The organism is Bacillus haikouensis, assembly GCF_013179555.1.
Taxonomy (GTDB): domain Bacteria; phylum Bacillota; class Bacilli; order Bacillales; family Bacillaceae_B; genus Rossellomorea; species Rossellomorea haikouensis_A.
Map to the genome: position 1 here is coordinate 1 of NZ_JABMCR010000023.1, position 25,320 is coordinate 25,320.

The window sequence follows — 25,320 nt, forward strand, 5'->3', positions numbered from 1 at the left end:
CAGTGGTGCAAACCAATCTACTTTCATATAAAATAAAAAGGATACATAGGTTAGAATAGTACATGTTGCCGGCAGACCATACCAGCGTATGCATGGGCTGCCGATCGGCAAATAAAGAATAAGAGGGGTAACGATTATGAAAACGGCAATTGTAACGGATAGTACAGCCTACATCCCGAAAGAATTGCGCGATTCTTTGAACATACACATGATCCCGCTGAACGTCATCCTCGGCGGAGAAACATACCGTGAAGAAATCGATATCACAGCAAATGACTTCTACGAAGAAGTTGTAACTCAAGACAAGCTTCCCACCACATCACAGCCTCCGGTCGGTGAATTCGTAGAGCTGTTTGAAAAATTGGCGAGGGACTATGACGCCGTCGTCTCCATCCATCTATCAAGCGGCATCAGCGGCACCTACCAGGGAGCAGTTCAGGCTGGGGAAATGGTGGACGGCATTAAGGTATACCCATATGATTCAGAAATCAGCTGCATGGTACAGGGATTCTATGCACTTGAGGGTGCCAGACTAGCCCGTGATGGAAAAGACGCGGACGAAATCGTGCGTGTATTGGATGAAATGAAAGAAACCATCCAAGCATACTTCATGGTTGACGACTTGGCGCACCTGCAGCGAGGCGGCAGGCTATCACAGGCCCAGGCAATCATCGGAAGTCTTCTCCAGGTGAAGCCTTTGCTGCACTTTGTAGATAAAGTAATCGTGCCATTTGAGAAGATTCGTACACGCAAGAAAGCGCTGAAGCGGATAGAAGGGCTGCTGGAGGACGCTGTGAAGGACGGCAGGCCGTATCGCGCTTCGATCATCCACGCAAACCGCGAAAAAGAAGCAGTGGAGTGGATGAAGGAGCTTTCCGCTAAGTATCCGAATGTCGAGTTTGATGTGAGTTATTTTGGACCGGTGATCGGCACCCATCTGGGTGAAGGCTCGATGGGGATGGGCTGGGGGAGGAAGATGACGGAATAGTGGTTTGGGGTCAGGTGCTGGTTGGTGCCTGGCTTTTTTTGTTGGGGAAATAGAGAATATTTAGTGGGGTGCCAGGAACAAAACAGTCATTATGTGCCTGGCACAAGTTAATTCTGAAAAAAGCAGGGAATTAAAAAAGTTTGTCGAATGTAGTTTTTATTCCAATAAAAAAATAGAAAGGAAGATTCAATGGGAAGACAACCTCGAATTTGGTATCCTGGTGCAATTTATCATATTACTGCCAGAGGGAATAGAAAAAATAATGTCTTTAGGGACAGCAAGGATTACCGCCATTACTTAACACTTCTATTAAGAGCTAAACTTCGCACACCCTTCATCTTACACTCTTTTTGCCTCATGCCTAACCATATCCACTTAGTGATCGAAACCATCAACCACTCCCCCACCGAGATCATTCATTATATTCACTCCATTTACGCAAGGTATTTCAATAGAAAGTACAATTATGTTGGTCATGTATTTCAGGATCGATACTACTCTAAGGTGATAAAAAATATGAAGCAGCTGCTGGATACAAGCAGTTACGTTCCACTTAAATCCTGTAAAGTCACGGAGTTCAAAGGCACCCGAAGATTACCGGTGGAGTAATTACAAGACCTATATCATAATGAATAACGATAAATTAACGGATAAGGAAAAGGTTTATCAAGCATTGGGTGAAAATCCTCAACAAAAATATCAATTCTATGTAGAATCAAAATTGAGAATTAAAGATTGGGAGATCCCCACATAACACTTGTCGATTTTTTGTGCCAGGCACAATACCCTATATTTGTTCCTGGCACAAATCGTTCTTTCCGTGCCAGGAACAAATTGGCCATTCTGTGCCAGGCACAGACCAAATTCAGTTCAAAACAACCCAAAGGAGGCCTCCATTTGAGATTCAAACTACAAAACAATCTTTTAGTACCAGAGCATCTGCTTAAAAAGGGATCACTTAACCTCCAAAAAATCTCTAACATAGAATTACCACCTCCAGTCCCGCTCAACTCTAAGTTCCCTTACTCCATCAAACTCCAATCCTGCCTTACTGGCCGCTCTCTCCTCCTTGATGAACTCCCCTTTGAACTCAAAATGATTCACGATCACTATACGAATGGATACATCACTTATCAAAAAGGAATCGAAAACCACCAATGCAAACGCTGCGGCAACACAAAAAAACACTTATTTGCGAGCTTCCAATGCTTCCGCTGCAAGGAACCCTGTATCTACTGCAGAAACTGCATCATGATGGGACGGGTATCCGAGTGTACACCGCTCCTAACCTGGGCAGGACCATCACCTGCAGCCGACGCACAAACAGTATTCAACTGGCATGGGACCCTCTCCCAAGCCCAGCAGGAAGCCTCGGATAGAGTAGTAGAAGCGGTCCGTAAAAAAGATGATCTGTTAGTCTGGGCCGTCTGCGGTGCGGGTAAAACCGAAATTCTTTTCGAAGGTATATACGAAGCTCTCGAACAGAACAAACGAGTATGCATCGCTGCACCCAGAACGGACGTCATCCTCGAACTTTCTCCGCGCCTTCAAAGAGTGTTCCAACAAACATCAATCACCTCACTGTACGGAGGCTCAGAAGACCGCCACCATTACGGCCGGCTCGTTCTTTCAACGACTCATCAACTATACCGCTACGAGAATATTTTTGATCTTATGATCATCGATGAAGTCGATGCATTTCCTTATTCGTATGATTCATCCCTCCAATTTGCGGTAAACAAAGCACGCAAGACGGAGTCGACAGTGGTCCGGTTAACTGCAACGCCTGATTCAAGAACTCAGAAGTTGTGTTCATCAGGAAAGCAGCATCATATCCGCATTCCAGCCCGCTATCATCGTCATCCAATTCCTGCTCCGCGGTTTGAATGGTGCGGTAATTGGAAGAAAGCATTGGAGAAGAATCGTATTCCCTCTCGACTGAAAAAATGGACGAGCCAGAGACTGCACCAAAACAAACAGGCACTCATTTTCTTCCCTTCCGTACAGGCGATGGATAAGGCGCTGCCGCTGTTTCAGGAAGTCAACCCGGTTATCGAATCCGTCCATGCAGAAGACCCATGCAGAAAAGAAAAAGTACAAAAACTGAGAGACAATGAAACACAGATACTGCTCACGACTACGATTTTAGAAAGAGGCGTCACCATCCCGGACATCGATGTCGCAGTGTTAGGGGCAGAAGAGCAGATTTTTACCGAAAGTGCACTTGTTCAGATTGCCGGCAGGGCGGGGAGGAGCGCCGATTATCCAAAGGGGGATGTGGTCTATTTTCATTACGGCCGGACAAGGGAAATGATCCATGCACTCCTGCACATATTCATGATGAACAGAGAAGCAAGAAAGCGAGGATTGATTGATGAGTAATTTCTGTCTGTATTGCGGGAATGGGATAAAGGAAGTGATATCCTGGAGAGGGTTGTTTTACAGTGAACCTCAGTATCTTTGCGCCGAATGTCAAAAGGGGCTCCAAACAATATCTGGACAAAGGTGTTCATATTGCTCGCGCCCGCTTGAGAAACTTCCGGATGAGTTGAAACAAGATGAGGTTTGCCTGGACTGCTTTCGCTGGGAGGAAGATCTCAAATGGAAAGGCATTCTGGAACGCAACACATCACTCTTTGAATACAATGACTTTCTGAAAGAATACCTGGCACGTTACAAATACAGGGGCGACCACATGCTGGCAAAAGCATTCGGGGTTCAACTTGCAAACAGTATCAAAAACCATCAATATGACCACATCATCCCCATTCCACTCAGCGAAGAACGGCAGTATGAACGGGGGTTCAACCAATCGGCTGCTCTTTTAGAGGAAGCACAACTCTCACCCTTGCACCTGCTATCAAGATTCCATTCAGAAAAACAATCAAAAAAATCCCGCCGCGATCGGCTTCGGCAGGAACAAATCTTCACGTTATTAGACAAAGACCTCAATGGGCATTCCATCCTTCTCTTTGATGACATCTACACAACGGGAACAACTCTGAGACAGGCAGCCAAACTGCTGATAGAAGCGGGGGCCAAACAAGTCACTTCGTTCACACTTGCACGCGGTTAAAAGATTTCGTGTTTCCTCCGATATAAGGGGTAAGAATGAGTACCATCAGGAGGAAGATCAAGATGTCAGAAATCATGAATTGTCCACGCTGTAATGCGTTGTTTATGAAAAATAAAATTCGTGAAGTATGTGAAGGATGTTATAAAGAAGAAGAAAAAATGTACGAGACTGTGTATCGATTTTTGAAAAAGAGAGAAAACCGGGCAGCGACTATGGAAACCGTGATAAATACGACCGGAGTTGATGAAGAATTAGTATACAAATGGGTGAAAAAGGGGCGTATTCAGACGAAATTGTTCCCGAATCTCGGTTACCCTTGCGATAAATGCGGGAAGATAATTACGAGCGGCAAGCTTTGTCAGGGATGTACCGATGGATTGAAAAAGGATTTGAAGCAGTTCGAAGCGAACAATGAATGGAAAGAGAAGTTGAATACGCAGCGCACATATTACACAATGCGTGACAAGTGAACCATAATAGAATTAGGAAGAACTAACCAGTGAAGATCACTAAACAAAGAAGCATTCTATCCGATATACTTATATAGAGACACTTTGATCGTGATGAAAGCGAGGGAAACAATATGAAAATCAATAATATTGGGAACCAGAATATCAATCCGTATCAGCGGAATATCAACAAGCTGGATTCGGCAGTGAAATCCGGGAAAGCGCCTTCTGATAAAATCGAGATCTCGTCCACTGCCAAAGAAATGCAGGAGACGTCAAAGCTGATGAAAGAACGTCAGGCAAAGGTGGAGGTATTGAAGGATCAGGTGCAGAACGGAACCTATACAATCGATCCGAAAGCCATCGCCAAAGGATTAAAGAATTTCTATCAAAGCTAGGAGAGAACAAACATGTCAGCATCTGCTTTAATCGCAATACTTGAAAAACTGTATAAGCTGAATAAAAGCTTGTTCGACCTTTCGATAAGAAAGACGGATGTGATCAAAGGCGGGGATATGGAAGGGCTTGATCATCTGTTGAAAGACGAGCAGAAGCATGTTGCTGCCATTAATATGGTCGAAAACGAGCGCCAGCGGGAATCATCCGATTATTTAAAAACCATGGACATGCTGACCGAAGAACCGCCGACACTTTCACAATGCATCGAATACAGCCCGCCTGCTGAACAGGCAGTGCTTCGCGATTGGCAAATCAGATTAACAGAGCTGGTTTCCCGGTTGAAGGAACGGAATGAACTGAATCAGAAGCTTATCTATCAATCTCTGCAATTTGTGAATATGAATCTATCTGCCATGCAGCCGCAGGACCAGCAATCGACTTACGCACGTCCGAACGGCGAAAAAAAGGCAGCGGCTCAGCGATCAATTTTTGATTCCCAAGCTTAATTTTTTGAAACGGAGGCACCACCATGCGATCTACTTTCCACGGCCTTGAAACCGCAAAGCGCGGTATGTATACACAGCAAGGCGCCCTTTATACAACAGGTCACAATATTTCCAACGCCAACACACTGGGATACAGCCGTCAGCGTGTGAACTTTGAACAGACGACCCCTTATCCATCTCCAGCGATGAACCGACCGAATATCCCGGGTCAAATGGGTACAGGGGTGGAAGCCGGTTCGATTCAGCGTATCCGCGATTCGTTCCTTGATGTTCAATACCGCGGTGAAAATAACAAGCTTGGGTATTGGGAGTCAAAAATGGAAGCGATGAAGAAGATGGAGGAAGTCATGAACGAACCATCCGAGTCCGGTTTGTCTAAAACGATGGATATGTTCTGGCAGTCGCTCCAGGATCTTGCAGTCAACCCGACAAACGCAGGCGCACGTTCCGTTGTCCGTGAACGTGGAATTGCCGTGGCAAATACATTTAACTACTTGTCCACCTCTCTGACTGGTGTACGCGGTGATCTTAAGAATGAACTCTCCGTCACTGAAAAACAAATCAATTCACTGACAAGCCAAATTGATAAAATCAACAAGCAGATCGCCGACGTCGAGCCTCATGGCTATTTGCCAAATGATTTATATGATGAGCGTGACCGGCTGCTCGATGAACTATCGAAACATGTATCCATCCAAACGAGCTATCAATCAAGCGGAGGAGCATCTTCTCCGATTGCAGAAGGTCAGGTGACCGTCAACCTGGTCGGCAAGGACGGGAATTTTGCCGTGAATCTGGTCGGGAAAAGCGGAGCAAACGAATTGAAACTCTCCATGGAAGGACCGCAGGATACGGTCGATTCCATCACGATCGGCAGTCAAACGCTTGATGTGAACGACTTCTTATCGCAGGGAGAGGGAAAATTAAGAGCGCTCATCGATACATACGGCTACTCGGACAAGAACGGCGAAGCAAAGGGCTCGTACATTACGATGCTGAACGAATTAGACAGTATGGCTTATGAATTTGCAAAGGCCTTTAATGAGCAGCACCAAAAAGGTGTGTCTCCTGCTGAAATGGAAGATCCGACAGTTGAAACACCGAAGTTCTTCCAGGATGCTGCCGATGCTTCTGCAGACTTGGAGAACGTTGATAAAGCAGGATTTGCGCAGCGTATGCAAATTGCCGATGAACTGAGCAACCTGGACATGATCGCTACTGCAAGTGCGGACAATCCTACACTTGGTGACGCGGCCAATGTAAACGCGCTAGCTGATATCATCACTACAGTCGAGCTTTCATACGGAGAAAAGCCGGCAAGCTTCAAAGACCATTTTGAATCCGTGATCGGGTCCATGGCAGTTGAATCTCAGGAATCCCTCAGGCTAACCCAGAATTCCGGGGTCCTGCGCTCAGCGGTTGAAGAGCGCCGCATGTCCGTAAGCGGCGTCTCGCTCGATGAAGAAATGACCAATATGATCAAATTCCAGCACGCCTACAATGCCTCTGCCCGAATGATCACACTCCAGGACGAAATGCTCGACAAGATCATCAACGGCATGGGAACCGTAGGAAGATAGGAAGGTGAAACCTAAATGCGCGTAACACAAAGCATGTTAACCAATAACTCAATGAGAAACCTCAGCTCCTCCTATGCACGCATGGGACAGCTTCAAGACCAGCTTGCAACCGGCAAAAAAATCACCAAACCTTCTGACGATCCCGTCGTTGCGATGAAAGGAATGTTCTATCGTTCGAACTTGACAGGGATCGAGCAATATAAGCGCAATCTTTCGGAGCTTTACCTGTGGATGGATAACTCCGAAGCGGGAATTGACCAGGCGAATCAGGGGTTGCAGCGCGTTCGTGAACTGACGATTAAAGCAAAGAACGGAACGTTGAGTGATGAAGACAAAAAAGCAGTCGCTGTTGAAATTGAACAGATTAAGAAGGACTTAGTGGGAGTTGCCGAAACAAAGGTGGCCGGCCGCTATATTTTCCATGGAACAGATATTGGGAATTCTCCTATCAAAGACGGGAATCCTGCAGATGGCAGTGCACCGCAAGTTGCTGATAACCTGACTAGTGAAGTGATCGGTTCTTATAATGTAGAAGTTTCACAGGGAGTTTCTTTAAAAGCAAATGTGAATCCAGGCAACGTATTCAGCCAAGAGCTTTTTGACACCGTACATAATATTCAAAAAGCCCTTGAATCAGGAGATACGGATGCACTTGATACAGAATTGGAAAACTTGGACAATGTCATGGAAACCCTCTCGGCAGAGCGCTCCGAACTAGGCGCACGCTACAACCGATTGGAAATGATCGACGACCGCCTGGGTCAGCAGGAAGTAGTGGCCACCAGGATACTTTCGGATAACGAAGATGCAGACATCGAACGGGTCATCACCGATCTCAAGATCCAGGAAAGTGTCCACCGTGCGGCACTTGGAGTAGGAGCGAGAATCATCCAGCCTACGTTGATGGACTTTTTACGATAAAAAAAGCAAGGGGACCAACCCTTTAAGGTGTTTCGTCACCTTAGGGGCGGTCTCCTTTTTTAGTAGAGGTGAAAGGGTATGAACTTTCCGCAAATACGATTGCAATCCACACCGGCTTCGATCGGGATCAAAACGACTCCGGGTAAACTTGAAGTCGAAACACCCCCGCCGGCACTGGATATCCAGCAGCCGAAAGCGAAGATGGAGATCGAACGCAGACCATCAAAGCTGACGATTGATCAAACCGAGGCACGGGCTGACATGGACTTGAAATCAGTACGCAGGCGGATTGAAGACTTTGCGAGACAGGGGCATGAGGACTGGCTGGCCTGCCTCGCCCGGATGGCGCAGGACGGAGACGAACTGATGAGGATCGAAAACGGTGGAAACGCAATCGCAGAGCAGGCAAAACGAAACAGCGAAGACCCGATCTATGACTTCAACATCGGTTGGATCCCCTCAGCCGGCAGTGTAAAGATACAATACGATCCCGGTGAAGTGAACGTGAATTTTGAGCCGCAGAAAGTCATCAATAATACACAGGTTGTAAAGCCGCACATCAATGTATCGAAAGCACAAGTGGATATCAGCCTTCAAAAATATGCCGATTTACAAATTGATTTTGTGAATTTAAAGCACGTCGGAATGAATTACGAACAGGAAATCTAAATAGAAGGAATGAGAGCATGAACATAAACACGAAATACCACGGTGAGATTGAAGTCAATGAGGGCAGTTTATTAAGTTTTGAACAGGGAATCCCCGGATTTGCCGAGGAGAAAAAATTCGTACTGCTCCCTCTGCCGGAGAATGATTGGTTTCATATCTTGCAATCCGTTTCCACTCCGCAGCTCGGATTCGTAGTGACTGATCCGTTTTTATTTACGAAAGAATTTGACTTCGAACTGGATCAAGGCAGCGTTGAAACATTGGGGTTAACTGACGAGAAAAATGTAAAAGTACTGACCATACTTACAATGAAGGAAGCCTTTATTGAATCGACCGCCAACCTGCAAGCTCCCATCATCATCAACCTGGCAAACAACAAAGCCAAACAAGTGATCCTGAATGAGCCCAACTATCAAACTAAACATCTACTTTTTGCTCAGCCAGAGCAAGCTGGTAAGGAGTGAGACGATGCTGGTATTAACGAGAAAAACCGGAGAAGCCATTCAAATTGGTGAAGATATCGAAATCAGTGTGGTATCGGTAAAAGGAGATCAGGTGAAGCTCGGCATAAACGCGCCGAAAAACATCGAAATCCACCGAAAAGAAATCTACCTGACCATCCAGGAAGAAAACACCGAAGCCTCCAAAGGAATCGACAACCTCTTCAATATTTTGCAGAAAAAACAATAATTTTTACAGAAAACTATTAAACCCTGGTAAAAACGACCGATATTATCAATGTAAGCAAGGAAGAAAAGGGCGGCCGACCTTTCTGTTCTTTGTAAACCAAATACTAAACAGTTCACAAGGATGTGGACTTACTTTCAAGGAGGAAATTTAGTTATGAGAATTAATCATAATATTGCGGCTCTTAATACTTACCGTCAATTAAACAGTGCTTCTAATGCACAATCAAAATCAATGGAGAAGTTATCTTCTGGTCTTCGTATTAACCGTGCTGGAGATGACGCTGCAGGTTTAGCGATCTCTGAGAAAATGCGTGGGCAAATCCGTGGGTTGGATATGGCTTCTAAGAATGCTCAAGATGGCATTTCCCTTATTCAGACAGCTGAGGGGGCACTTAATGAATCACACTCTATCCTACAACGTATGAGAGAATTAGCTACTCAATCTGCTAACGATACAAACACATCTACTGATCGTAACGAACTTCAAAAAGAAGTTGACCAATTAGCAGAAGAACTGACTCGAATTGCTGATACTACTGAATTCAACACGCAAAATCTCTTAGGTGAAGGTTTTACAGGTACTTTTCACATTGGTGCAAATGCAGAGCAAAATATTACGTTAAATATTAATCAAATGGATGCTACTTCTCTAGAAGTTGCTTCTACACTAACAGCAGCAACTGAAGATTTATCAGTTGATGGAGTTGCCTTAACAGGGCAAAATACTCTTCAAGATGACACTGGATCTGCAGTAGCTGTTCATATTGACGGAGATTATTATAAGTTGTCTGATTTAGAAGATGATGGTTCTGGATCAGCTATTCAAGTTAAGGACGGCGCAAAAGCATATGTAGCAGGAGCAGCAAAAGCAGATGCCGAGAATGTTACAAAAGGCATTGATGTTTCTAGTCAAACTTCAGCTGATTCCTCAATTACAACGATTAACGATGCAATTGAATCAGTATCTGCTGAACGTTCTAAACTAGGCGCATATCAAAATCGTTTAGAACATACAATAAATAACTTAAACACATCTTCTGAAAACTTAACAGCTGCGGAATCTCGTGTACGTGACGTCGACATGGCGAAAGAAATGATGAACCAAACAAAGAATTCTATTCTTTCTCAAGCAGCACAAGCAATGTTGGCTCAATCCAATCAAATGCCTCAAGGAGTATTACAACTTTTGAGATAATTGATTAGAGGGCGTCCAGTTTGGTAACGAGCTGGAGTATAACTGGGTGAATTGCTGGAACTTCCTAAAGCTTCATCAACCACAACGTAATTGGAAACGATCGGTGTGATGGTTTGAAAATGATGAGGATAAAACAATGGATAATCAGCAGCCAAGCTCCTGTGAGGAAACTCTGGAGAAGGTTCAACGACTAGAATGTACTGTCTAAGGCAATCGCTATGACAATGAGATTCGTAGGGTGATAGAAATCATTCGAAGTGCCCAGCCCCTTTCATACAAGGGTGAAGATATAGTCTATTCTATGATTGAAAGACATAGTCGCAAAGCAAGCGAACCAACAACCACAAGGAGTTCTTCAACTTCTTCGTTAATTTTAAATTTATTAAAAGAACTCCATTTTCATTTTGGAGTTCTTTTCTTTTATTTTATAAAATTTGAGGCTAATAGCATATCACTTATATAAGCCCCATTTTCCTTAGCTCCCGCAATTTATAAACAATAGACCAATAACTCCTGTTCACTATTACAGCAATTTCTTTATCTTTTAATCCTCCTTGCTTTTTTAAAGAAATGATCTTTTCGATTTCTTTATTTGAATAGTTTTTAAAACGGTCTGGGCTGGTTGCAACTACTTCATACCCTTTATGAGTTTCATTCAATTTTTCTTTTTCTTGTTTAAATCGCCGCTCCCAACTGGATTTATAAAACATAGAAGGACAAGTTGAAGTTATGGGAGAAAGAAAGGATAGAAAGCGATAAGTAAGTTCGGTAGAAGTCCCTCTTAATATATACCCGTGTCCGTCTTTTCTTTTACTTATAGAGAAATTAAAATCAAATGTCTCAACTAAATGGCATTGTAATGCCAGGAGTTGATCCTTAGTGTAATTCTGCAGATAAAGAAAAATGTGGGGAGTTAAATAAATCTTTTTTAATCTGTGGTTTACTCGTGTTGAAATTGATAGTGAGCCGTCATCCAAATAAATGGCAGCCAGGAGGTATGGTGAAGTACACAATTTCAATAACTGAAGAGGAATTTGTTTAGCATTCTTTTCATAGAAGTGGGGATATAACTCAGTAAATAAAGCACAGGATTTGGATCTTAGAGTGCTGCTCTTTTTAGTTAAGTAAAGCAGGTTAGGAAAGAATTCTGATTTCCATATTCTATATGCCTCTTGCTTAACTCCATAATGCTCACGGTAACTATGATTTTTTCTTCTCGAATTGGGATAAATCTTTGTGATTTCACCATCTCCTATAATACTTCCTACCAATAAATTTCTTTGGATTTCATTTAATTTCAAAAAATGCTTCATGAATTTTTCCACTCCTCTCTCAAAGGGAACATTTGTTCTCAAGTTAATTTTAACTATTTTTAAGTGTATTTACTACTAAAATTATTTGAATCTAAACTTTCCCCAAACTCTTCCGATATAACCCATATAACCCCAAGGAGGATACAACCAATGATTGAAAAAGTGACAGGCAATATTCAACCCACACAATCATTTACCAAACTAGAAAACAACCAAAATGAAGCAGTAAAATACATCCAGGGACAGGAACGGCAGCAAGAAGAAACCACCAACAAAGAGCCTGTCACGAAAGAGAAAATGCAAGATGTCGTTCAGGGGATGAATGAGTTTTTGCATGCTTCGAACACTCACCTTAAATTCGAATTTCACGATAAATTACAAGAATACTATGTAACCATTGTAGATGAGCAAACCAAAGAAATAGTCAGGGAAATCCCTGCAAAAAAGATATTGGATATGTACGCGGCTATGACTGAATTTGTGGGATTAATGGTAGATAAAAAGATTTAAAGGAAGGTGATTCCTATGGCAGATATGCGGATTGGCGGACTTGCAAGTGGTATGGACACCGATCAGATCATAAAGGATTTAATGAAGGCTGAACGTATACCTTTAGATAAATTAGGACAGAAGAAACAGTATCTCGAGTGGCAGCGTGATGATTACCGGGATATGAATAAGATGATGTTTGATTTCAGTAACTTGATTTTTGACGGTGTCATGAAGCAGGGTACATATACGCAGAAGTCTATCTCCATTTCGGATCCGAACGAAGTATCGGTGAAGAATATTAACGCTACTGGTGATTTTTCCGGAACAATCAAGGTGGAATCGTTAGCAACTGCAGCCACGATGTATAGCTCAGCGGCGATTACTCAGTCTGATGGCGGTGCGTTTGACCCGAAGAAAAAACTGAGTGATTCTTTTGGTTTGAGCGGTGAACAATCGATCAAAGTCAGAGCCATTCAGAAAGACGGAACGATGGCGGCAGATTTTACAGAAATAAAGTTCGATCCAACAGAGGAAAGTCTGGAGAGTCTCATTTCGAAAATAAATGACCAAACCGGGATCACCATGTTCTATGATTCACATACGAAACAGATGTCTGTCATGGGTCAGAACACAGGAAGCAATGATACTGGGGCAGAGATCGAGCTGCAAGGCGCTTTGTTCAGTACCCATCTGAAACTTGATGGGAATAATGACGCAGCTTCGACTGCAGGAAGAGGCTCCGTTGGTGAGAACGCTGTTTTTACCTACAACGGAATGCAAACAGAACGTGCTTCCAATACATTTACCATTAACGGTTTTGAATTAACGCTGAAAAATGCTTCAAATACCAATGTATCGTTCAGTTCCCAGCCGGACACCGACAAAATACTGGAAAAAATCGTCAAATTCGTAGACGAATACAATAAACTGATCGAAAAAGTGAACGGTGAACTTACCGAAAAAAATTACCGTGATTTCAAGCCTTTGACGGCTGAACAAAAAGAAGCGATGGAAGAGAAGGAAATTGAACTCTGGGAAGAGAAGGCGCGCAGCGGTACTCTTCGCAATGATTCGGTTCTTTCCTCTGCCATGAATAAGATGAGGACGGATCTTTATACACCAGTATCTGGGGGGACTTCCGGGACGGACCAGTTATCTCAAATCGGAATCAAGACATCGAGCAATTATTTAGAACGGGGAAAGCTGATTATTGATGAAGCCAAACTGCGGGAAGCAATCTCGAAAGATCCGAATGCCATCTATGAGATTTTTGCAAAGGATGGGGCTACATCCGGTGAACAGGGAATCGCGCGACGTCTGCGCGACACCCTGAAAGATACGATGGACAGTGTCGAGAAGAAGGCCGGTAAAGCTTCAAGCACAAATAATACTTTCACACTTGGCCGGCTTTTGAACAATACGGACAACCAGATCGACCGGTTCGAGGACCGCCTGATCCAAGTCGAGGACCGCTACTGGCGTCAATTCACCGCCATGGAGCAAGCAATTCAACGGTCCAATCAGCAATCCATGTACCTCATGCAGCAATTCGGCGGAGGCATGTAAGATTTTATAAAAGCAGTACAAAAGGAGTGTCAATATGGCCATCAACAACCCGTATACAGCATATCAGAACAACTCGGTGAACACGGCGTCGCCCGGTGAACTTACGCTTATGCTCTATAACGGAAGCCTGAAGTTTATTCATATCGCCAAAAAAGCCATTGAAGATAAAAATATTGAATTGAAGAACACCAATATTCAAAAAGCACAGGCCATCGTCAGCGAACTGATGGTAACGCTCAATACCGACCTGGAAATCTCCCGGAATCTCATGTCACTCTATGATTATATCAATCGCCGTTTAACGGAAGCGAATGTCAAAAACGACGCTGCTATTTTAGAAGAAGTTGAAGGGATGATCACCGAGTTTCGCGACACGTGGAAACAAGTCATCCAGCTCAACCGACAAAAACAGCATGCCGGTCAAGGCGGGCAGGCATAATGAGTACAGTCATGCTCTGCCACTCCATCACCAAACAGTTGAAAGAAGCAGTCGAGGAAGTGGCGGCGGGCAATCGTGATTCTATTATAGAAAATATTGAAAAACTGCTGATGGAAAGACAAAGTCTGCTGGGCAGTATCCAGCCCCCTTTTACAGAGGACGAGCAGGTGCTCGGAAAGCAGATGATGGCGTGGAATCAGGAAATTGACCGCAAACTCATCCAGCTCCGAGCCGAAATTAAGCGTGATATGAACGGTCTGACAAAGAAGAAAGCATCTGCCCAAAAGTATACCAGTCCATATGAAAATCTTCAGCACGACGGAATGTTCTACGATAAAAAGAAATAGGTGATTCTTTGACAAATGCAATAAAGATCGATGAAAAACAGTATGAGCTGATACAGCAGTATATTGATATGCTTGAGACGATCGAAGATGCATTGGACTATGTCACAGCGAGCTTCACGGACATTGAAAAGACAGAAGGCGGCCGGGTGCTGGCGGATGTATTCGGAGCATTGGGGCAGGTTTCAGAGAGCAACAAAATTTTCAGGGACTTGTTCAGCAATCGTCCAGAATTTATCACTGTATTGGAAGAGTTCGAGACCGTCATCGATCAGGCACTGGAACTGAACGGTCACTTCCAGGAAAGCAATGTAAAAGAAGAAATCGTGAAGGGTAAACTTTCACCCGCATTCTCCGACTGGAGATTGAAGATCGATCGAGTCATGAAGCCGCTATTGAATAACTGAGGAAAGAACCCGGATGTCCGGGTTTTTTTCTATTTTATAGAGGTTTCTATGCTATTATATGGGTACGATTAATTACTAGTGAGATGATGATAACATGCAAACGATGATCAACCTCGTCACCAACGAAACAATCAAACAAGCCTCACTCACCCGTACATGGGTGTCACTCGGATTCATAGTGTTCATCAATTCATTGGCATCTTTCTTTGTGTACATGCTTTTTGACGGTATTCAATTTTCCTTCTGGGAGTTTATGAGAATCAGCTCGAATCTATTGCTCGTAGTGCAAATCTTCTGCCTGGTCATAGCAGGGGATATCGTTTCGAATGAATTTTCCAGAGGCACAATCAAGCTGCTTCTCATCCGTCCGATTAAAAGAAGGACCATCCTTCTGTCCAAATATGTAACCGTCATTGTTTGGGCGCTTCTATTGACCACCGCCCACTTTCTCTTTTCATCCCTGCTCGGCATCCTGTGGTTTTATGATAGTTTCTTTGAACTTACAATGAACTTCTTTGTGGTGGCAGGGGCATATGTGTTGAGGTTCATCGAGATGATCCTCATCTGCTCGCTTGCATTTACGATGTCAGTCATCACGAGAAGCAGCTCGTTTGCCATCGGATTGACGATTTTCCTGACATTCTCCTCCAATACATTGATGATCCTTCTCAACGAACGCGGCATGGAGTGGGGAAAGTACTTCCTGCTGGCAAATACCGATCTGCAGCAATACTTCTTCGCCACCCCGCCTTTTGAAGGAATGACATTTGGCTTCTCGATAATCGTGAATGTGATTTATCTGGCGATTTTCTCTTTGGCGTCGGTGTTTGTTTTTAATAAGAGAGATGTGGAAGTGTAGGTGCGTGGCTCAAAACTTAATTTGAGACAGGCACCTTTTTCTTGCAAAGCAACCCCGAATTTTCCATCAATCCTTTGAAATTACCTTAAAAAACAACAAACATATAATGGATTATATGTTCTTATTAACCGGATCAAGTGGTTGATTGGAGTGCAAATAGAGGGGGGGCAATCACCTGGTGAATAAAGTGAGGAATTCAACAGGTGAATATTACGATGAATACAGCTGGAGAATATTTTGATTCATTCACCAGCTGAACCAGCTGGAAGGAGATGATATCGGAAGTGAGTTGCAAAGCAGGAAATTCCATAATTTTGTCGAATAATGTAAACATACCAATTGAAAGGGTGTTGTCATGTACAAGAAAAGAGAATGGTCTCCTGGCTTCACGTATCATATTACGGCACGTGGGAATCGTAAATATAATATTTTCAGGAACAAAGATGACAGATTGATGTATTTGAACTATTTAGAGGATGCCAAACAAAAATACCCCTTTATACTCCACTCCTATTGCCTCATGACGAATCACATCCACCTTTTACTCCAAACAGAAAACGATCCCCCAGGTAAAATCATTCATCAAATCCATTACCGTTATGCAAGGTATTTCAACAAGAAGAATGGGTTTCAAGGTCATTTGTTTGAAGGACCCTATCGTTCTACCCTGATAAAAAACAATAAACAATTGATTGACACGAGCTGCTACATCCATTTGAATCCGGTTAGAGCAGGTATTGGAAATGAACCAGATGGTTACCGGTGGTCCAGTTACCGGAGTTTCATAACAAATCGTATTAATATCCATGTTAACCAGGACAGGGTTCTTGCTTGTGTGAATAACTCAAAAAACCTCTATAAATTTTATACAGAAACCAAGCTCCATCAATTTAATAATCGAGGGGAACCTCATTAAGATATGCTTATTCACCTGGTGAATTGTGTCATATTTTCATCAGGTGAATGAATTAGTATATTCAGTTGGTGAATATCTCTCGAAAATCACCAGCTGAATTTTTGTTATAAGTCACCAACTGAATTTACGGCATAAATCACCAGCTGAATCACACGCCCAAACACTTTCGACACAATTCAAAATCCTGTGATAAAAAACCCTCTAAAATGACAAAAAATTATGAAAGTTTAAGCAGGAATAATTAAGGGAATAGAGAAATATATAAACATAGCTTTATTTTTAAAGGAGGAGTTTACATGTTGAATTACAACATTCGAGGCGAGAACATTGAGGTAACTCCAGCGATTCGCGAACATGTGGAGAAGAAGATTGGCAAGTTAGATCGTTACTTTAATGAAACTCCTGATGCAAATGTACATGTTAATCTGAAAGTGTACCCTGATAAAAATACAAAAGTTGAAGTGACTATTCCAATGCCGCACCTGGTCCTTCGAGCAGAGGAACGACACACGGATATGTATGCGGCCATTGATCTGATACTAGATAAATTGGAACGACAAATTCGTAAACATAAAACAAGAGTGAACCGCAAAATGCGTGAAAAGGGCAGCCCGAAAGAGTTCTTCGCCGCCCAGGAGGATCTGAATCACGTTTCTCCAAACGGTGCAGCGGCTGTTGAATTAGAGGAAGAGAACGAATCAGAAGTAGTGCGTACGAAGCAGTTCAATCTGAAACCGATGGACAGTGAGGAAGCGATTCTTCAGATGGACCTGCTGGGCCACAGCTTCTTCGTATTCACTGATGCCGAAACCAATGCGACAAACATTGTGTACAAGCGTCGTGACGGCAAATACGGCTTGATTGAAACAAACTGATCATACAATTAAAAAATCCTGCAGTCTTCTTGGCTGCAGGATTTTCCAATTAAGAGGAGGGTTCTTCCAATTTTTGTCGAAATTTTAGAGTAGACAAAAATAGAGGGGGAACCAGAGTGAGAGATCCGCGTTTAGGGAAATTGGCAGAAGTACTGTTGACACATTCATTGAAGATGAAAGAAGGAGAAAAACTTCTTATAACAGGGGAGTACTCGACTAAGCCGCTGGTAAAAGAGCTGGTTGAGAAGGCTTATGATATGGGAGTCATTCCATATTTCGAATTTGGAGATCAGGAATTGATGCGCATCCTCGCCACTCACGCTAATGCGGAGCAAATGATCCTTCAGAACAAATGGAATATGGACCGCTATCGGGATCTCGATGCATTCATCAGTATTTCAAGCGACCCGAATGATGCCGAAATGAGTGAAGTTCCGGGTGAGCAGTGGCAGCTACTCATGCCCCATATTAAAGAATCGAACGACTATCTGATTGAAAACAAGAAATGGGTTCTATTAAACTACCCGAATCGATCTCTCGCACAAAAAGCAAAAATGAGCTACGACACCTTCTTTGATTATCTATTGGAAGTTTGCACCGTCGACTACAATCAGATGAAGGAAGCACAGAAGCCGCTCAAAGAGTTGATGGATCGAACAGATAAAGTGAGGATCACGGGTGAAGGAACGGACCTCACATTTTCCATAAAAGATATTTCGTCGGTCATGTGCTTCGGAGAGCGGAATATTCCAGACGGGGAAGTGTATACGGCTCCGGTCAAGGACAGTGTGAACGGTACGATCACCTATAACACGCCGACGCTGTACCGCGGTTTTTCGTTTAACAGCATCTCCTTAACGTTTGAAAACGGAAAGATCGTGAACGCGACTGCCGATAAAACGAAGGAACTCAATGAAATTCTTGATACCGATGAAGGTGCCCGGTTTATCGGGGAGTTTGCAATCGGTGTGAATCCAAAGATAAAAGAGCCGATGCTTGATATTTTATTTGATGAAAAGATTAATGGAAGCTTCCATTTTACTCCGGGGCAGGCTTATGAGGAAGCGGATAATGGGAACCGTTCCAGCGTACACTGGGATATGGTCTGCATCCAGCGTCCTGAGTATGGCGGAGGAGAAATATACTTTGACGATGTTTTGATTCGCAAGGATGGGTTATTTGTAATAGAAGAGCTGAAAGGGTTGAATCCGGACGCTCTTATTTAAAAGGAGGACATCACCATGACATATTCCATTGTCGGATACGACCCTGAAGAGAAGGAATGGGGAATCGCCGTTCAATCCAAGTTTCTTGGAGTCGGTTCGGTCGTGCCGTTTGCAAAAGCGGGAGTCGGCGCAGTGGCGACCCAGTCTTATGCCAATACCGCTTACGGACCGCAGGCACTCCAGTTGATGGAAGAAGGCAAGACGGCAGAAGAAGCGTTGGATATCATCACGAAAGATGATCCAGAGCGCCATCTCCGACAGGTCGGACTGATCGATGCCTGGGGTCATGCCGCCACATTTACCGGAGAGGGATGTTATGACTGGGCAGGCGGTGCCACCGGAATGCATTTTGCTGCACAGGGGAATATTTTAGTAGATGAACAGACGGTCAAAGCCATGGCGGAAACCTTTGAATCTGCGAGTGGAAGTCTGGCAGAACGCCTGCTCCACGCACTCGATGCCGGCCAGGAAGCAGGCGGCGACTCCAGAGGCATGCAGTCCGCAGCCCTTCTGGTGGTAAAAGAAAACGGGGGCTACGGCGGCTTCAATGATCGCTACATCGACCTGAGGGTTGATGACCATCCTTCACCCATCAAAGAGTTGAAGAGAATCTATTTGATGCACCAGCTTTATTTCAAAGAGTCAGATCCCGGAAGAGTCGTTTTAGTAGAAGGGGATATCCGTGATGACTTGGAGAAAGAACTGAGCCGTCTCGGTTATGCGGATGATAAGAAGTCACTGTACCAGGCACTCAGGGACTACCTGCACACCGAAAACTTCGAAATGCGGGAGCAGGATGAGAATTACATTGATCTGGATGTGCTGGATTATATGAGGAAGCAGGGAAGATGAATAAAATGTAAAGCTATTCTTGAGGGGGATGCACACCTCAAGAATAGCTTTTTTGTTATGCAATTTATCAATAAAAATAGTATGAAAACAAGAAATACATAATACGATTACTTTAAGAAGGAAAAACAAAAAAGGTTGGTGTTCGCATGAAGAAACTATTTACTAAAGTTGCCGTCATTACAATCATTCTTACTTTTGTCATTGGTGGAGCCGCTGGTGCACTCGTATATCATGTGAATGATGCAGCGAAAGGGCTGAAGAAAGAGTATGGATCAAAAGTAGCATCCTATTTCTCTGAAAGAGACGATAAGATAAAAAATGATGTTCAAGGTCTCACAACAAGTGAAATTAAAAGATTAAAAGATGAGACAAATCAATATCTCAACAGTAAAATAAGTGAGGACTATCAACGTGAACTGAACCAGAAATCAAATGAGATTTCACAGGCTACCGACCAGAAAATCATCGAGATTAAAGATTACGTTGATAAACTGATGAAAGGCAAGGATGAATAAAATCATTATTGATGAGTTATTTTCGAGGTAATAAAATCATGAGGACAACTCCTTTAATGTGAGGACTATATTAAAGTCTTTAGGCTGATTTGTTCAGTTGATTGGAGTGCCTTTGAAGTGTTGGAGAAGGGTAACAATTATTTTGTACAGTTCTCTAAAAAAAGTACGGGTAGAATGCTAGATTGCTATTTCCAGCGGTCCTCTATAAATAGTACAATTTGAAAAAGAAAATAATATATCAGAACGTCTCCAGCATTTGATTGTAGGACAAGACCTCGCTGACTGGTTGTTTTTACAAACCCCAAAACGGTTTAACCCATTCCAAAAATGTTATATAATGAACATTTGTGAACGGGACTCAAGAATTCGGAGGTAAGAACAACCATGAGTACAGTCGGAAGAAATGAACCGTGTCCTTGCGGGAGCGGTAAGAAATATAAGAAATGTTGTGAAAAAGAGAACGTTGTGAATATAGATACGCTGGTGAACCAGGAGCTGGATGTACTGCAGGCGCAGCTGTATGATTTCATCGCTACGGCACAGGATGCCAAGATGGAAGAAGCTTACCATGATTATCTGAAGAAAATGGAATTGATGAAGGCGGATCCGGATATTTATGAGATGGCGTTTGTCAGCTGGTTCGGTTCGACGCAGAAAGCTGCAGATGGTACCCGTTTGATTGACCGATTCATTGATAAAACGGCGGGCACGGTGACCCGTCCGCAAACGGCTGCCGTGCTGGAATCGTGGAGAAACCTTCGTGTGACAGCCGGTACGGTCGAAAAAGTGGATGACAGCACGCTTCATGTAGAGGAAGTCGTGACCGGTGAAAAATTAATCGTGAAAGAGAGATTCGGCAAGCTGGAAGAGAAGAGCTTCTTCCTGGCATTGCTGCTGCCGAACGGCGACAAATTTCTGCCATTTGCCCAATATTTTATCTATCCATCAATAGAAAAAGCGGCGATGGAATTGGTGAACATCCGCTTTGAGCAGGGAGAATTCGAGAATCTGCAGGATTACCTGGCTGATCAATATATGATGCTTGCCGATGTCGGATTTGTGTTATACAGCGCGGAAAAGAAAAACTCCGGGAAGAAGGCAGCAGCCGAGGCAGTCGGGACGGAAATCGAAGCGGCCGAACCTTCGGATGAATCAGGTGAGCAGGCTGACACTATCGAAGGTGTCGAGATCTGGAAGACCCCTGAATATGTTGAAGCCATTACTTCTCTGCAAACGTTTTTAACCGAGAAAGGCGAGGACAAAGCTGAAAGCGATCTGCTCGTGGCGGTACTGGAAAAATACTTCTACACAGAACGCCCGACGATCCGCAATCCGAAAATCTATTCAGGTGCACTCGTCGACATGGCGAAGAACATTGACGAAATCAGCATCCGCCACGTCCAAAAGGAACTGGCCGAATACTTTGACGTATCCGCCAACAGCATCTCACGCCGGAGTAAACAGATCTGGGAAAGCTATCAGGACACAGTCCACAAACTGTTGAACAAATAAAATGAAGCAATGGTCCGTTCCTCACCGCGTTAAAGCGGCGGGGAACGGGCCTTTTTCCAATTTATGCGCTAAGCCCCATTCCTCACTCTGTCAAAGTGCCGCCATTTGGCTTAAGTTGTAAGAGGGGTGGTATAGTGGTAGAATTAGTAGGGATGAAATAGAATTAGTAGCAGGATTTATAGGGCTTTTAGCGAATATTTAGTAGAGATGATTCATCGGGAAAGAAGGCAGCGAAGCTTCTTATGTTTTCTCATCGAATTCTCATCTACTTTCGTTATAGTGGTAAGTGTTGTTTGGCTCTTACTTATACAGATAAAGGAGCGTTATACATGCTTGGGATTTTAAACAAAGTGTTCGATGCTAATAAACGGGAATTAAAGAGGCTGGAGAAAATAGCCGATCAAATAGAAGAACTGGCTCCGGACATGGAGCGTCTGACGGATGATGAAATCCGTGAAAGAACGGAGCGTTTCAAAGAGCGCTACCAGAAAGGCGAAGACCTGGAGGATATGATGGTCGAAGCGTTTGCAGTTGTACGGGAAGCGGCACGCCGTGTTCTCGGTCTTTACCCGTACCGCGTCCAGCTGATGGGGGGAGCATCCCTTCATGGCGGGAATATTTCGGAGATGAAGACCGGTGAAGGTAAAACCCTGACGGCGACGATGCCGGTTTATCTTAATGCGATTACCGGCAAAGGTGTTCACGTCGTTACGGTCAACGAATACCTTGCCAGCCGTGATGCAGAGGAAATGGGCCAGCTTTACAATTTCCTTGGTTTGACAGTCGGTCTGAACTTGAACTCCATGTCAAAAGAAGAAAAGCGTGAAGCCTACAAAGCGGACATCACATACGGGACGAACAACGAATTCGGTTTCGATTATCTTCGTGACAACATGGTCCTGTACAAAGACCAGATGGTGCAGCGTCCGCTTCATTTTGCCGTAATCGATGAGGTCGATTCGATCCTGATCGATGAAGCGCGTACCCCGTTGATCATATCCGGTAACGCTCAGCGTACGCCGCAGCTTTACATCCAGGCGAATGCAGTCGTTCGTACCCTGAAAAAAGACGAAGATTTCACATATGATGAAAAAACAAAAGGTGTTCAACTGACGGAAGACGGTATCACAAAAGTGGAGAAAGCCTTCCACATTGAGAACCTGTTCGATATCTCCCATGTAACGCTGAACCATCATATCAACCAGGCGCTGAAAGCTCATGTGAGCATGCACCGCGATGTTGATTACGTGGTACAGGAAGGCGAAATTGTCATCGTTGACTCCTTCACTGGCCGTCTGATGAAAGGCCGGCGCTACAGTGACGGTCTTCACCAATCAATCGAGGCGAAAGAAGGACTCGAAATCCAGAATGAAAGCATGACGATGGCAACAATCACGTTCCAGAACTACTTCCGTATGTATGAAAAGCTTTCCGGGATGACCGGTACTGCGAAGACGGAAGAAGAGGAATTCCGCAACATCTACAATATGAACGTCATCGTGATTCCGACGAATAAACCGATCGTCCGTGATGATCGCGCCGATCTGATTTATGCTTCGATGGAAGGTAAATTCCTGGCCGTCGTCGAGGATATCAAGGAACGTTATGAAAAAGGACAGCCAGTCCTTGTCGGTACCGTAGCAGTTGAAACGTCAGAATTGATTTCCAAACTTTTAACAAAAAAAGGCGTGCGCCATAACGTATTGAACGCGAAAAACCATGGGCGTGAAGCCGAAATTATTTTAGAAGCCGGCCAAAGAGGTGCCGTAACGATCGCGACGAACATGGCCGGCCGTGGTACGGACATCAAACTTGGTGAAGGCGTACTGGATCTTGGCGGACTTGCCGTCATCGGTACCGAGCGCCATGAATCACGCCGTATCGATAACCAGCTCCGCGGACGTTCCGGACGTCAAGGGGACCCTGGTGTCACACAATTCTATCTTTCAATGGAAGATGAATTGATGCGCCGTTTCGGTTCCGACAATATGAAGTCGATGATGTCCCGTCTCGGAATGGATGACACACAGCCGATTCAAAGTAAGATGGTAAGCCGTGCAGTTGAATCTGCGCAGAAGCGAGTGGAAGGAAACAACTTCGACGCCCGTAAGCAGCTTCTTCAATATGACGATGTCCTTCGTCAGCAGCGCGAGATTATCTACAAGCAGCGTTATGATGTCATTGAATCCGAGAACCTTCGCGAAATCGTTGAAGGAATGATCAAATCCGTCATCGAACGCCAGGTTGCGGCTCATACTGCCGAGGAGGAAATCGACAGCTGGAATCTTCAAGGCCTGATCGATTACGTGAATGCCAATCTTCTTCCTGAAGGAGATATTACAGTTGACGATCTTCGAGGCAAGGAAGCAGATGAAATCACGGATCTGATCTACGAAGACGTGAAGCACCGCTATGATGAAAAAGAAGAAGAGATGAGCGCCGAACAAATGCGTGAATTTGAGAAGGTCATCCTTCTGCGTGCCGTCGATACCAAATGGATCGACCACATTGATGCGATGGAGCAGCTTCGTCAAGGTATCCATCTGCGTGCATACGGACAAAACGATCCGCTTCGTGAGTATCAGCATGAAGGCTTCGGCATGTTCGAAAACATGGTTTTAGCAATCGAAGAAGACGCAGCCAAATACGTCATGAAAGCTGAAATCAAAAGCAACCTGCAGCGCCAGGAAGTAGCCAAAGGCCAAGCCGTCAACCCGAAAGAAGAAGGCGGCAATGCCAAGAAAAAACCGGTCCGCAAACAAGAAGATGTCGGACGCAACGACCCTTGCCCATGCGGAAGCGGAAAAAAATACAAACACTGCCACGGCAGAATCGGATAAAAGCAGGATTGGAATAGGCTACCTGGTACTTCATTCAGTACCAGGTACTTTTCCGTTATTAGTGCGGGAGCGGTTTGTCTGACCGATGCTGAGGTTTTGTTACAAGGCACAAAAACCCGTTTTGGTGCCAGGTACAATTCGTTTGATTTGTACCGGGTACAAACAAATCCAATTGTACCTGGTACACACAAAAGGAAACTTTAATCACACCGGCTGATCTTTCCGCCATCAGCCTAATATAAACGAACAACCCAAATAACTACAGAGGTGACCAATCATGGAACATGCAGAAATCAGATCAGAGTTAGAAAAATCAGCTAAGACATTAGCGGACTTCAGGGGGTCTCTTTGACTTAGAAAACAAAGAGGCTCGCATTCAGGAGCTTGATGAAATCATGGTTCAGCCCGATTTCTGGGATGACCAGCAAAAAGCGCAGGGATTTATTAATGAAGGAAACGGGCTGAAAAGCCTTGTAAATGAATACAAAGCAATGCTTGAAACGCAAGAGAACCTGGAACTGACTCTCGAACTTGTAAAAGAAGAGCCGGACGAGGACCTTCAGCAGGACCTTGAAGAAGAGCTTGGCGACCTTATCAAGCGTTTGAATGACTATGAACTTCAACTCTTGCTAAGTGAAGAATACGATAAAAACAATGCAATTCTGGAACTCCATCCGGGTGCAGGCGGCACC

At 44.1% G+C, this 25,320-nt stretch carries 27 protein-coding genes and 1 pseudogene; 27 read left to right on the top strand and 1 reads right to left on the bottom strand.

Going from position 1 to position 25,320, the window contains the following annotated elements; all coding sequences use genetic code 11:
• Positions 1–136 precede the first annotated feature (136 nt).
• From HP456_RS04105 to HP456_RS04165, 13 genes are all read left to right on the top strand, one after another.
• Complete coding sequence (locus HP456_RS04105) at positions 137–988, top strand: fatty acid kinase binding subunit FakB (RefSeq protein ID WP_172248737.1); 852 nt, start codon at positions 137–139, stop codon at positions 986–988.
• A 189-nt stretch (positions 989–1,177) separates the two neighbouring features.
• Complete coding sequence (locus HP456_RS04110) at positions 1,178–1,597, top strand: transposase (RefSeq protein ID WP_172248738.1); 420 nt, start codon at positions 1,178–1,180, stop codon at positions 1,595–1,597.
• A gap of 288 nt (positions 1,598–1,885) precedes the next feature.
• Positions 1,886–3,370: an ATP-dependent helicase ComFA gene (locus HP456_RS04115; RefSeq protein ID WP_172248739.1), complete on the top strand. Its 1,485-nt coding sequence runs from the start codon at positions 1,886–1,888 to the stop codon at positions 3,368–3,370.
• Positions 3,363–4,064, top strand: a complete 702-nt coding sequence (locus tag HP456_RS04120; RefSeq protein ID WP_172248740.1) for a ComFC family protein — start codon at positions 3,363–3,365, stop codon at positions 4,062–4,064. Before HP456_RS04115 ends, HP456_RS04120 begins: the two co-directional genes overlap by 8 nt.
• Positions 4,065–4,126: 62 nt before the next feature.
• Positions 4,127–4,534 (top strand): TIGR03826 family flagellar region protein, encoded by a 408-nt coding sequence (locus HP456_RS04125; RefSeq protein WP_172248741.1) that lies wholly within the window; start codon positions 4,127–4,129, stop codon positions 4,532–4,534.
• 113 nt (positions 4,535–4,647) lie between these two features.
• A complete protein-coding gene (gene flgM / locus HP456_RS04130) occupies positions 4,648–4,911 on the top strand; it encodes a flagellar biosynthesis anti-sigma factor FlgM (RefSeq protein ID WP_172248742.1) in 264 nt (87 codons plus the stop codon).
• Between the two features lie 12 nt (positions 4,912–4,923).
• The gene (locus HP456_RS04135; RefSeq protein WP_172248743.1) at positions 4,924–5,418 is read left to right on the top strand and encodes a flagellar protein FlgN; all 495 of its coding nucleotides are present in this window, start codon (positions 4,924–4,926) and stop codon (positions 5,416–5,418) included.
• Positions 5,419–5,441: 23 nt separating this feature from the next.
• Positions 5,442–6,998, top strand: coding sequence for a flagellar hook-associated protein FlgK (gene flgK, locus HP456_RS04140; RefSeq protein WP_172248744.1), 1,557 nt, complete (start codon positions 5,442–5,444; stop codon positions 6,996–6,998).
• A gap of 15 nt (positions 6,999–7,013) precedes the next feature.
• Positions 7,014–7,919, top strand: a complete 906-nt coding sequence (gene flgL, locus HP456_RS04145; RefSeq protein ID WP_172248745.1) for a flagellar hook-associated protein FlgL — start codon at positions 7,014–7,016, stop codon at positions 7,917–7,919.
• Positions 7,920–7,997: 78 nt separating this feature from the next.
• Complete coding sequence (locus HP456_RS04150; RefSeq protein ID WP_172248746.1) at positions 7,998–8,588, top strand: DUF6470 family protein; 591 nt, start codon at positions 7,998–8,000, stop codon at positions 8,586–8,588.
• Between the two features lie 17 nt (positions 8,589–8,605).
• Positions 8,606–9,052, top strand: coding sequence for a flagellar assembly protein FliW (fliW, locus tag HP456_RS04155; RefSeq protein WP_172248747.1), 447 nt, complete (start codon positions 8,606–8,608; stop codon positions 9,050–9,052).
• Positions 9,053–9,056: 4 nt separating this feature from the next.
• Positions 9,057–9,278 carry a carbon storage regulator CsrA gene (csrA, locus tag HP456_RS04160; protein ID WP_172248748.1) on the top strand — a complete coding sequence of 74 codons (222 nt, stop codon included), beginning with the start codon at positions 9,057–9,059 and terminating at the stop codon, positions 9,276–9,278.
• Between the two features lie 153 nt (positions 9,279–9,431).
• Positions 9,432–10,472, top strand: a complete 1,041-nt coding sequence (locus HP456_RS04165; RefSeq protein WP_172248749.1) for a flagellin N-terminal helical domain-containing protein — start codon at positions 9,432–9,434, stop codon at positions 10,470–10,472.
• Between the two features lie 455 nt (positions 10,473–10,927).
• Here the strand turns inward: HP456_RS04165 and HP456_RS04170 are convergent, their stop codons facing one another.
• Positions 10,928–11,785, bottom strand: a complete 858-nt coding sequence (locus HP456_RS04170) for a DNA endonuclease (RefSeq protein ID WP_172248750.1) — start codon at positions 11,783–11,785, stop codon at positions 10,928–10,930.
• Between the two features lie 150 nt (positions 11,786–11,935).
• Here HP456_RS04170 and flaG point away from each other — a divergent pair, with 150 nt between their 5' ends.
• From flaG to HP456_RS04240, 14 genes and pseudogenes are all read left to right on the top strand, one after another.
• Positions 11,936–12,295, top strand: a complete 360-nt coding sequence (flaG, locus tag HP456_RS04175; RefSeq protein ID WP_172248751.1) for a flagellar protein FlaG — start codon at positions 11,936–11,938, stop codon at positions 12,293–12,295.
• 24 nt (positions 12,296–12,319) lie between these two features.
• Positions 12,320–13,843, top strand: coding sequence for a flagellar hook-associated protein 2 (locus HP456_RS04180; protein WP_446680267.1), 1,524 nt, complete (start codon positions 12,320–12,322; stop codon positions 13,841–13,843).
• A 34-nt stretch (positions 13,844–13,877) separates the two neighbouring features.
• Entirely contained in the window at positions 13,878–14,282 is a 405-nt protein-coding gene (gene fliS, locus HP456_RS04185) for a flagellar export chaperone FliS (RefSeq protein WP_172248753.1), read from the top strand.
• Positions 14,282–14,629 carry a flagellar protein FliT gene (gene fliT / locus HP456_RS04190; protein WP_172248754.1) on the top strand — a complete coding sequence of 116 codons (348 nt, stop codon included), beginning with the start codon at positions 14,282–14,284 and terminating at the stop codon, positions 14,627–14,629. The genes fliS and fliT overlap by 1 nt, the downstream gene beginning before the upstream one ends.
• 8 nt (positions 14,630–14,637) lie before the next feature.
• Positions 14,638–15,033 carry a DUF8042 domain-containing protein gene (locus tag HP456_RS04195; RefSeq protein WP_172248755.1) on the top strand — a complete coding sequence of 132 codons (396 nt, stop codon included), beginning with the start codon at positions 14,638–14,640 and terminating at the stop codon, positions 15,031–15,033.
• A 94-nt stretch (positions 15,034–15,127) separates the two neighbouring features.
• Complete coding sequence (locus HP456_RS04200) at positions 15,128–15,892, top strand: ABC transporter permease (protein ID WP_172248756.1); 765 nt, start codon at positions 15,128–15,130, stop codon at positions 15,890–15,892.
• Between the two features lie 355 nt (positions 15,893–16,247).
• Complete coding sequence (locus tag HP456_RS25600) at positions 16,248–16,808, top strand: transposase (protein WP_172248757.1); 561 nt, start codon at positions 16,248–16,250, stop codon at positions 16,806–16,808.
• 296 nt (positions 16,809–17,104) lie between these two features.
• Complete coding sequence (gene hpf, locus HP456_RS25735; protein WP_172248758.1) at positions 17,105–17,683, top strand: ribosome hibernation-promoting factor, HPF/YfiA family; 579 nt, start codon at positions 17,105–17,107, stop codon at positions 17,681–17,683.
• Between the two features lie 116 nt (positions 17,684–17,799).
• Positions 17,800–18,909, top strand: coding sequence for an aminopeptidase (locus tag HP456_RS04215; RefSeq protein ID WP_172248759.1), 1,110 nt, complete (start codon positions 17,800–17,802; stop codon positions 18,907–18,909).
• A gap of 15 nt (positions 18,910–18,924) precedes the next feature.
• Positions 18,925–19,761 carry a DUF1028 domain-containing protein gene (locus HP456_RS04220; RefSeq protein WP_172248760.1) on the top strand — a complete coding sequence of 279 codons (837 nt, stop codon included), beginning with the start codon at positions 18,925–18,927 and terminating at the stop codon, positions 19,759–19,761.
• Between the two features lie 146 nt (positions 19,762–19,907).
• Positions 19,908–20,276 (top strand): hypothetical protein, encoded by a 369-nt coding sequence (locus tag HP456_RS04225; RefSeq protein WP_172248761.1) that lies wholly within the window; start codon positions 19,908–19,910, stop codon positions 20,274–20,276.
• A 384-nt stretch (positions 20,277–20,660) separates the two neighbouring features.
• Entirely contained in the window at positions 20,661–21,788 is a 1,128-nt protein-coding gene (locus HP456_RS04230; RefSeq protein ID WP_172248762.1) for a YecA family protein, read from the top strand.
• A gap of 329 nt (positions 21,789–22,117) precedes the next feature.
• On the top strand, positions 22,118–24,628 hold the full coding sequence (gene secA, locus HP456_RS04235) for a preprotein translocase subunit SecA (protein WP_172248763.1): 2,511 nt from the start codon (positions 22,118–22,120) through the stop codon (positions 24,626–24,628).
• 277 nt (positions 24,629–24,905) lie between these two features.
• Positions 24,906–25,320 (top strand): annotated as a pseudogene (locus tag HP456_RS04240) (PCRF domain-containing protein); the annotation flags it as partial.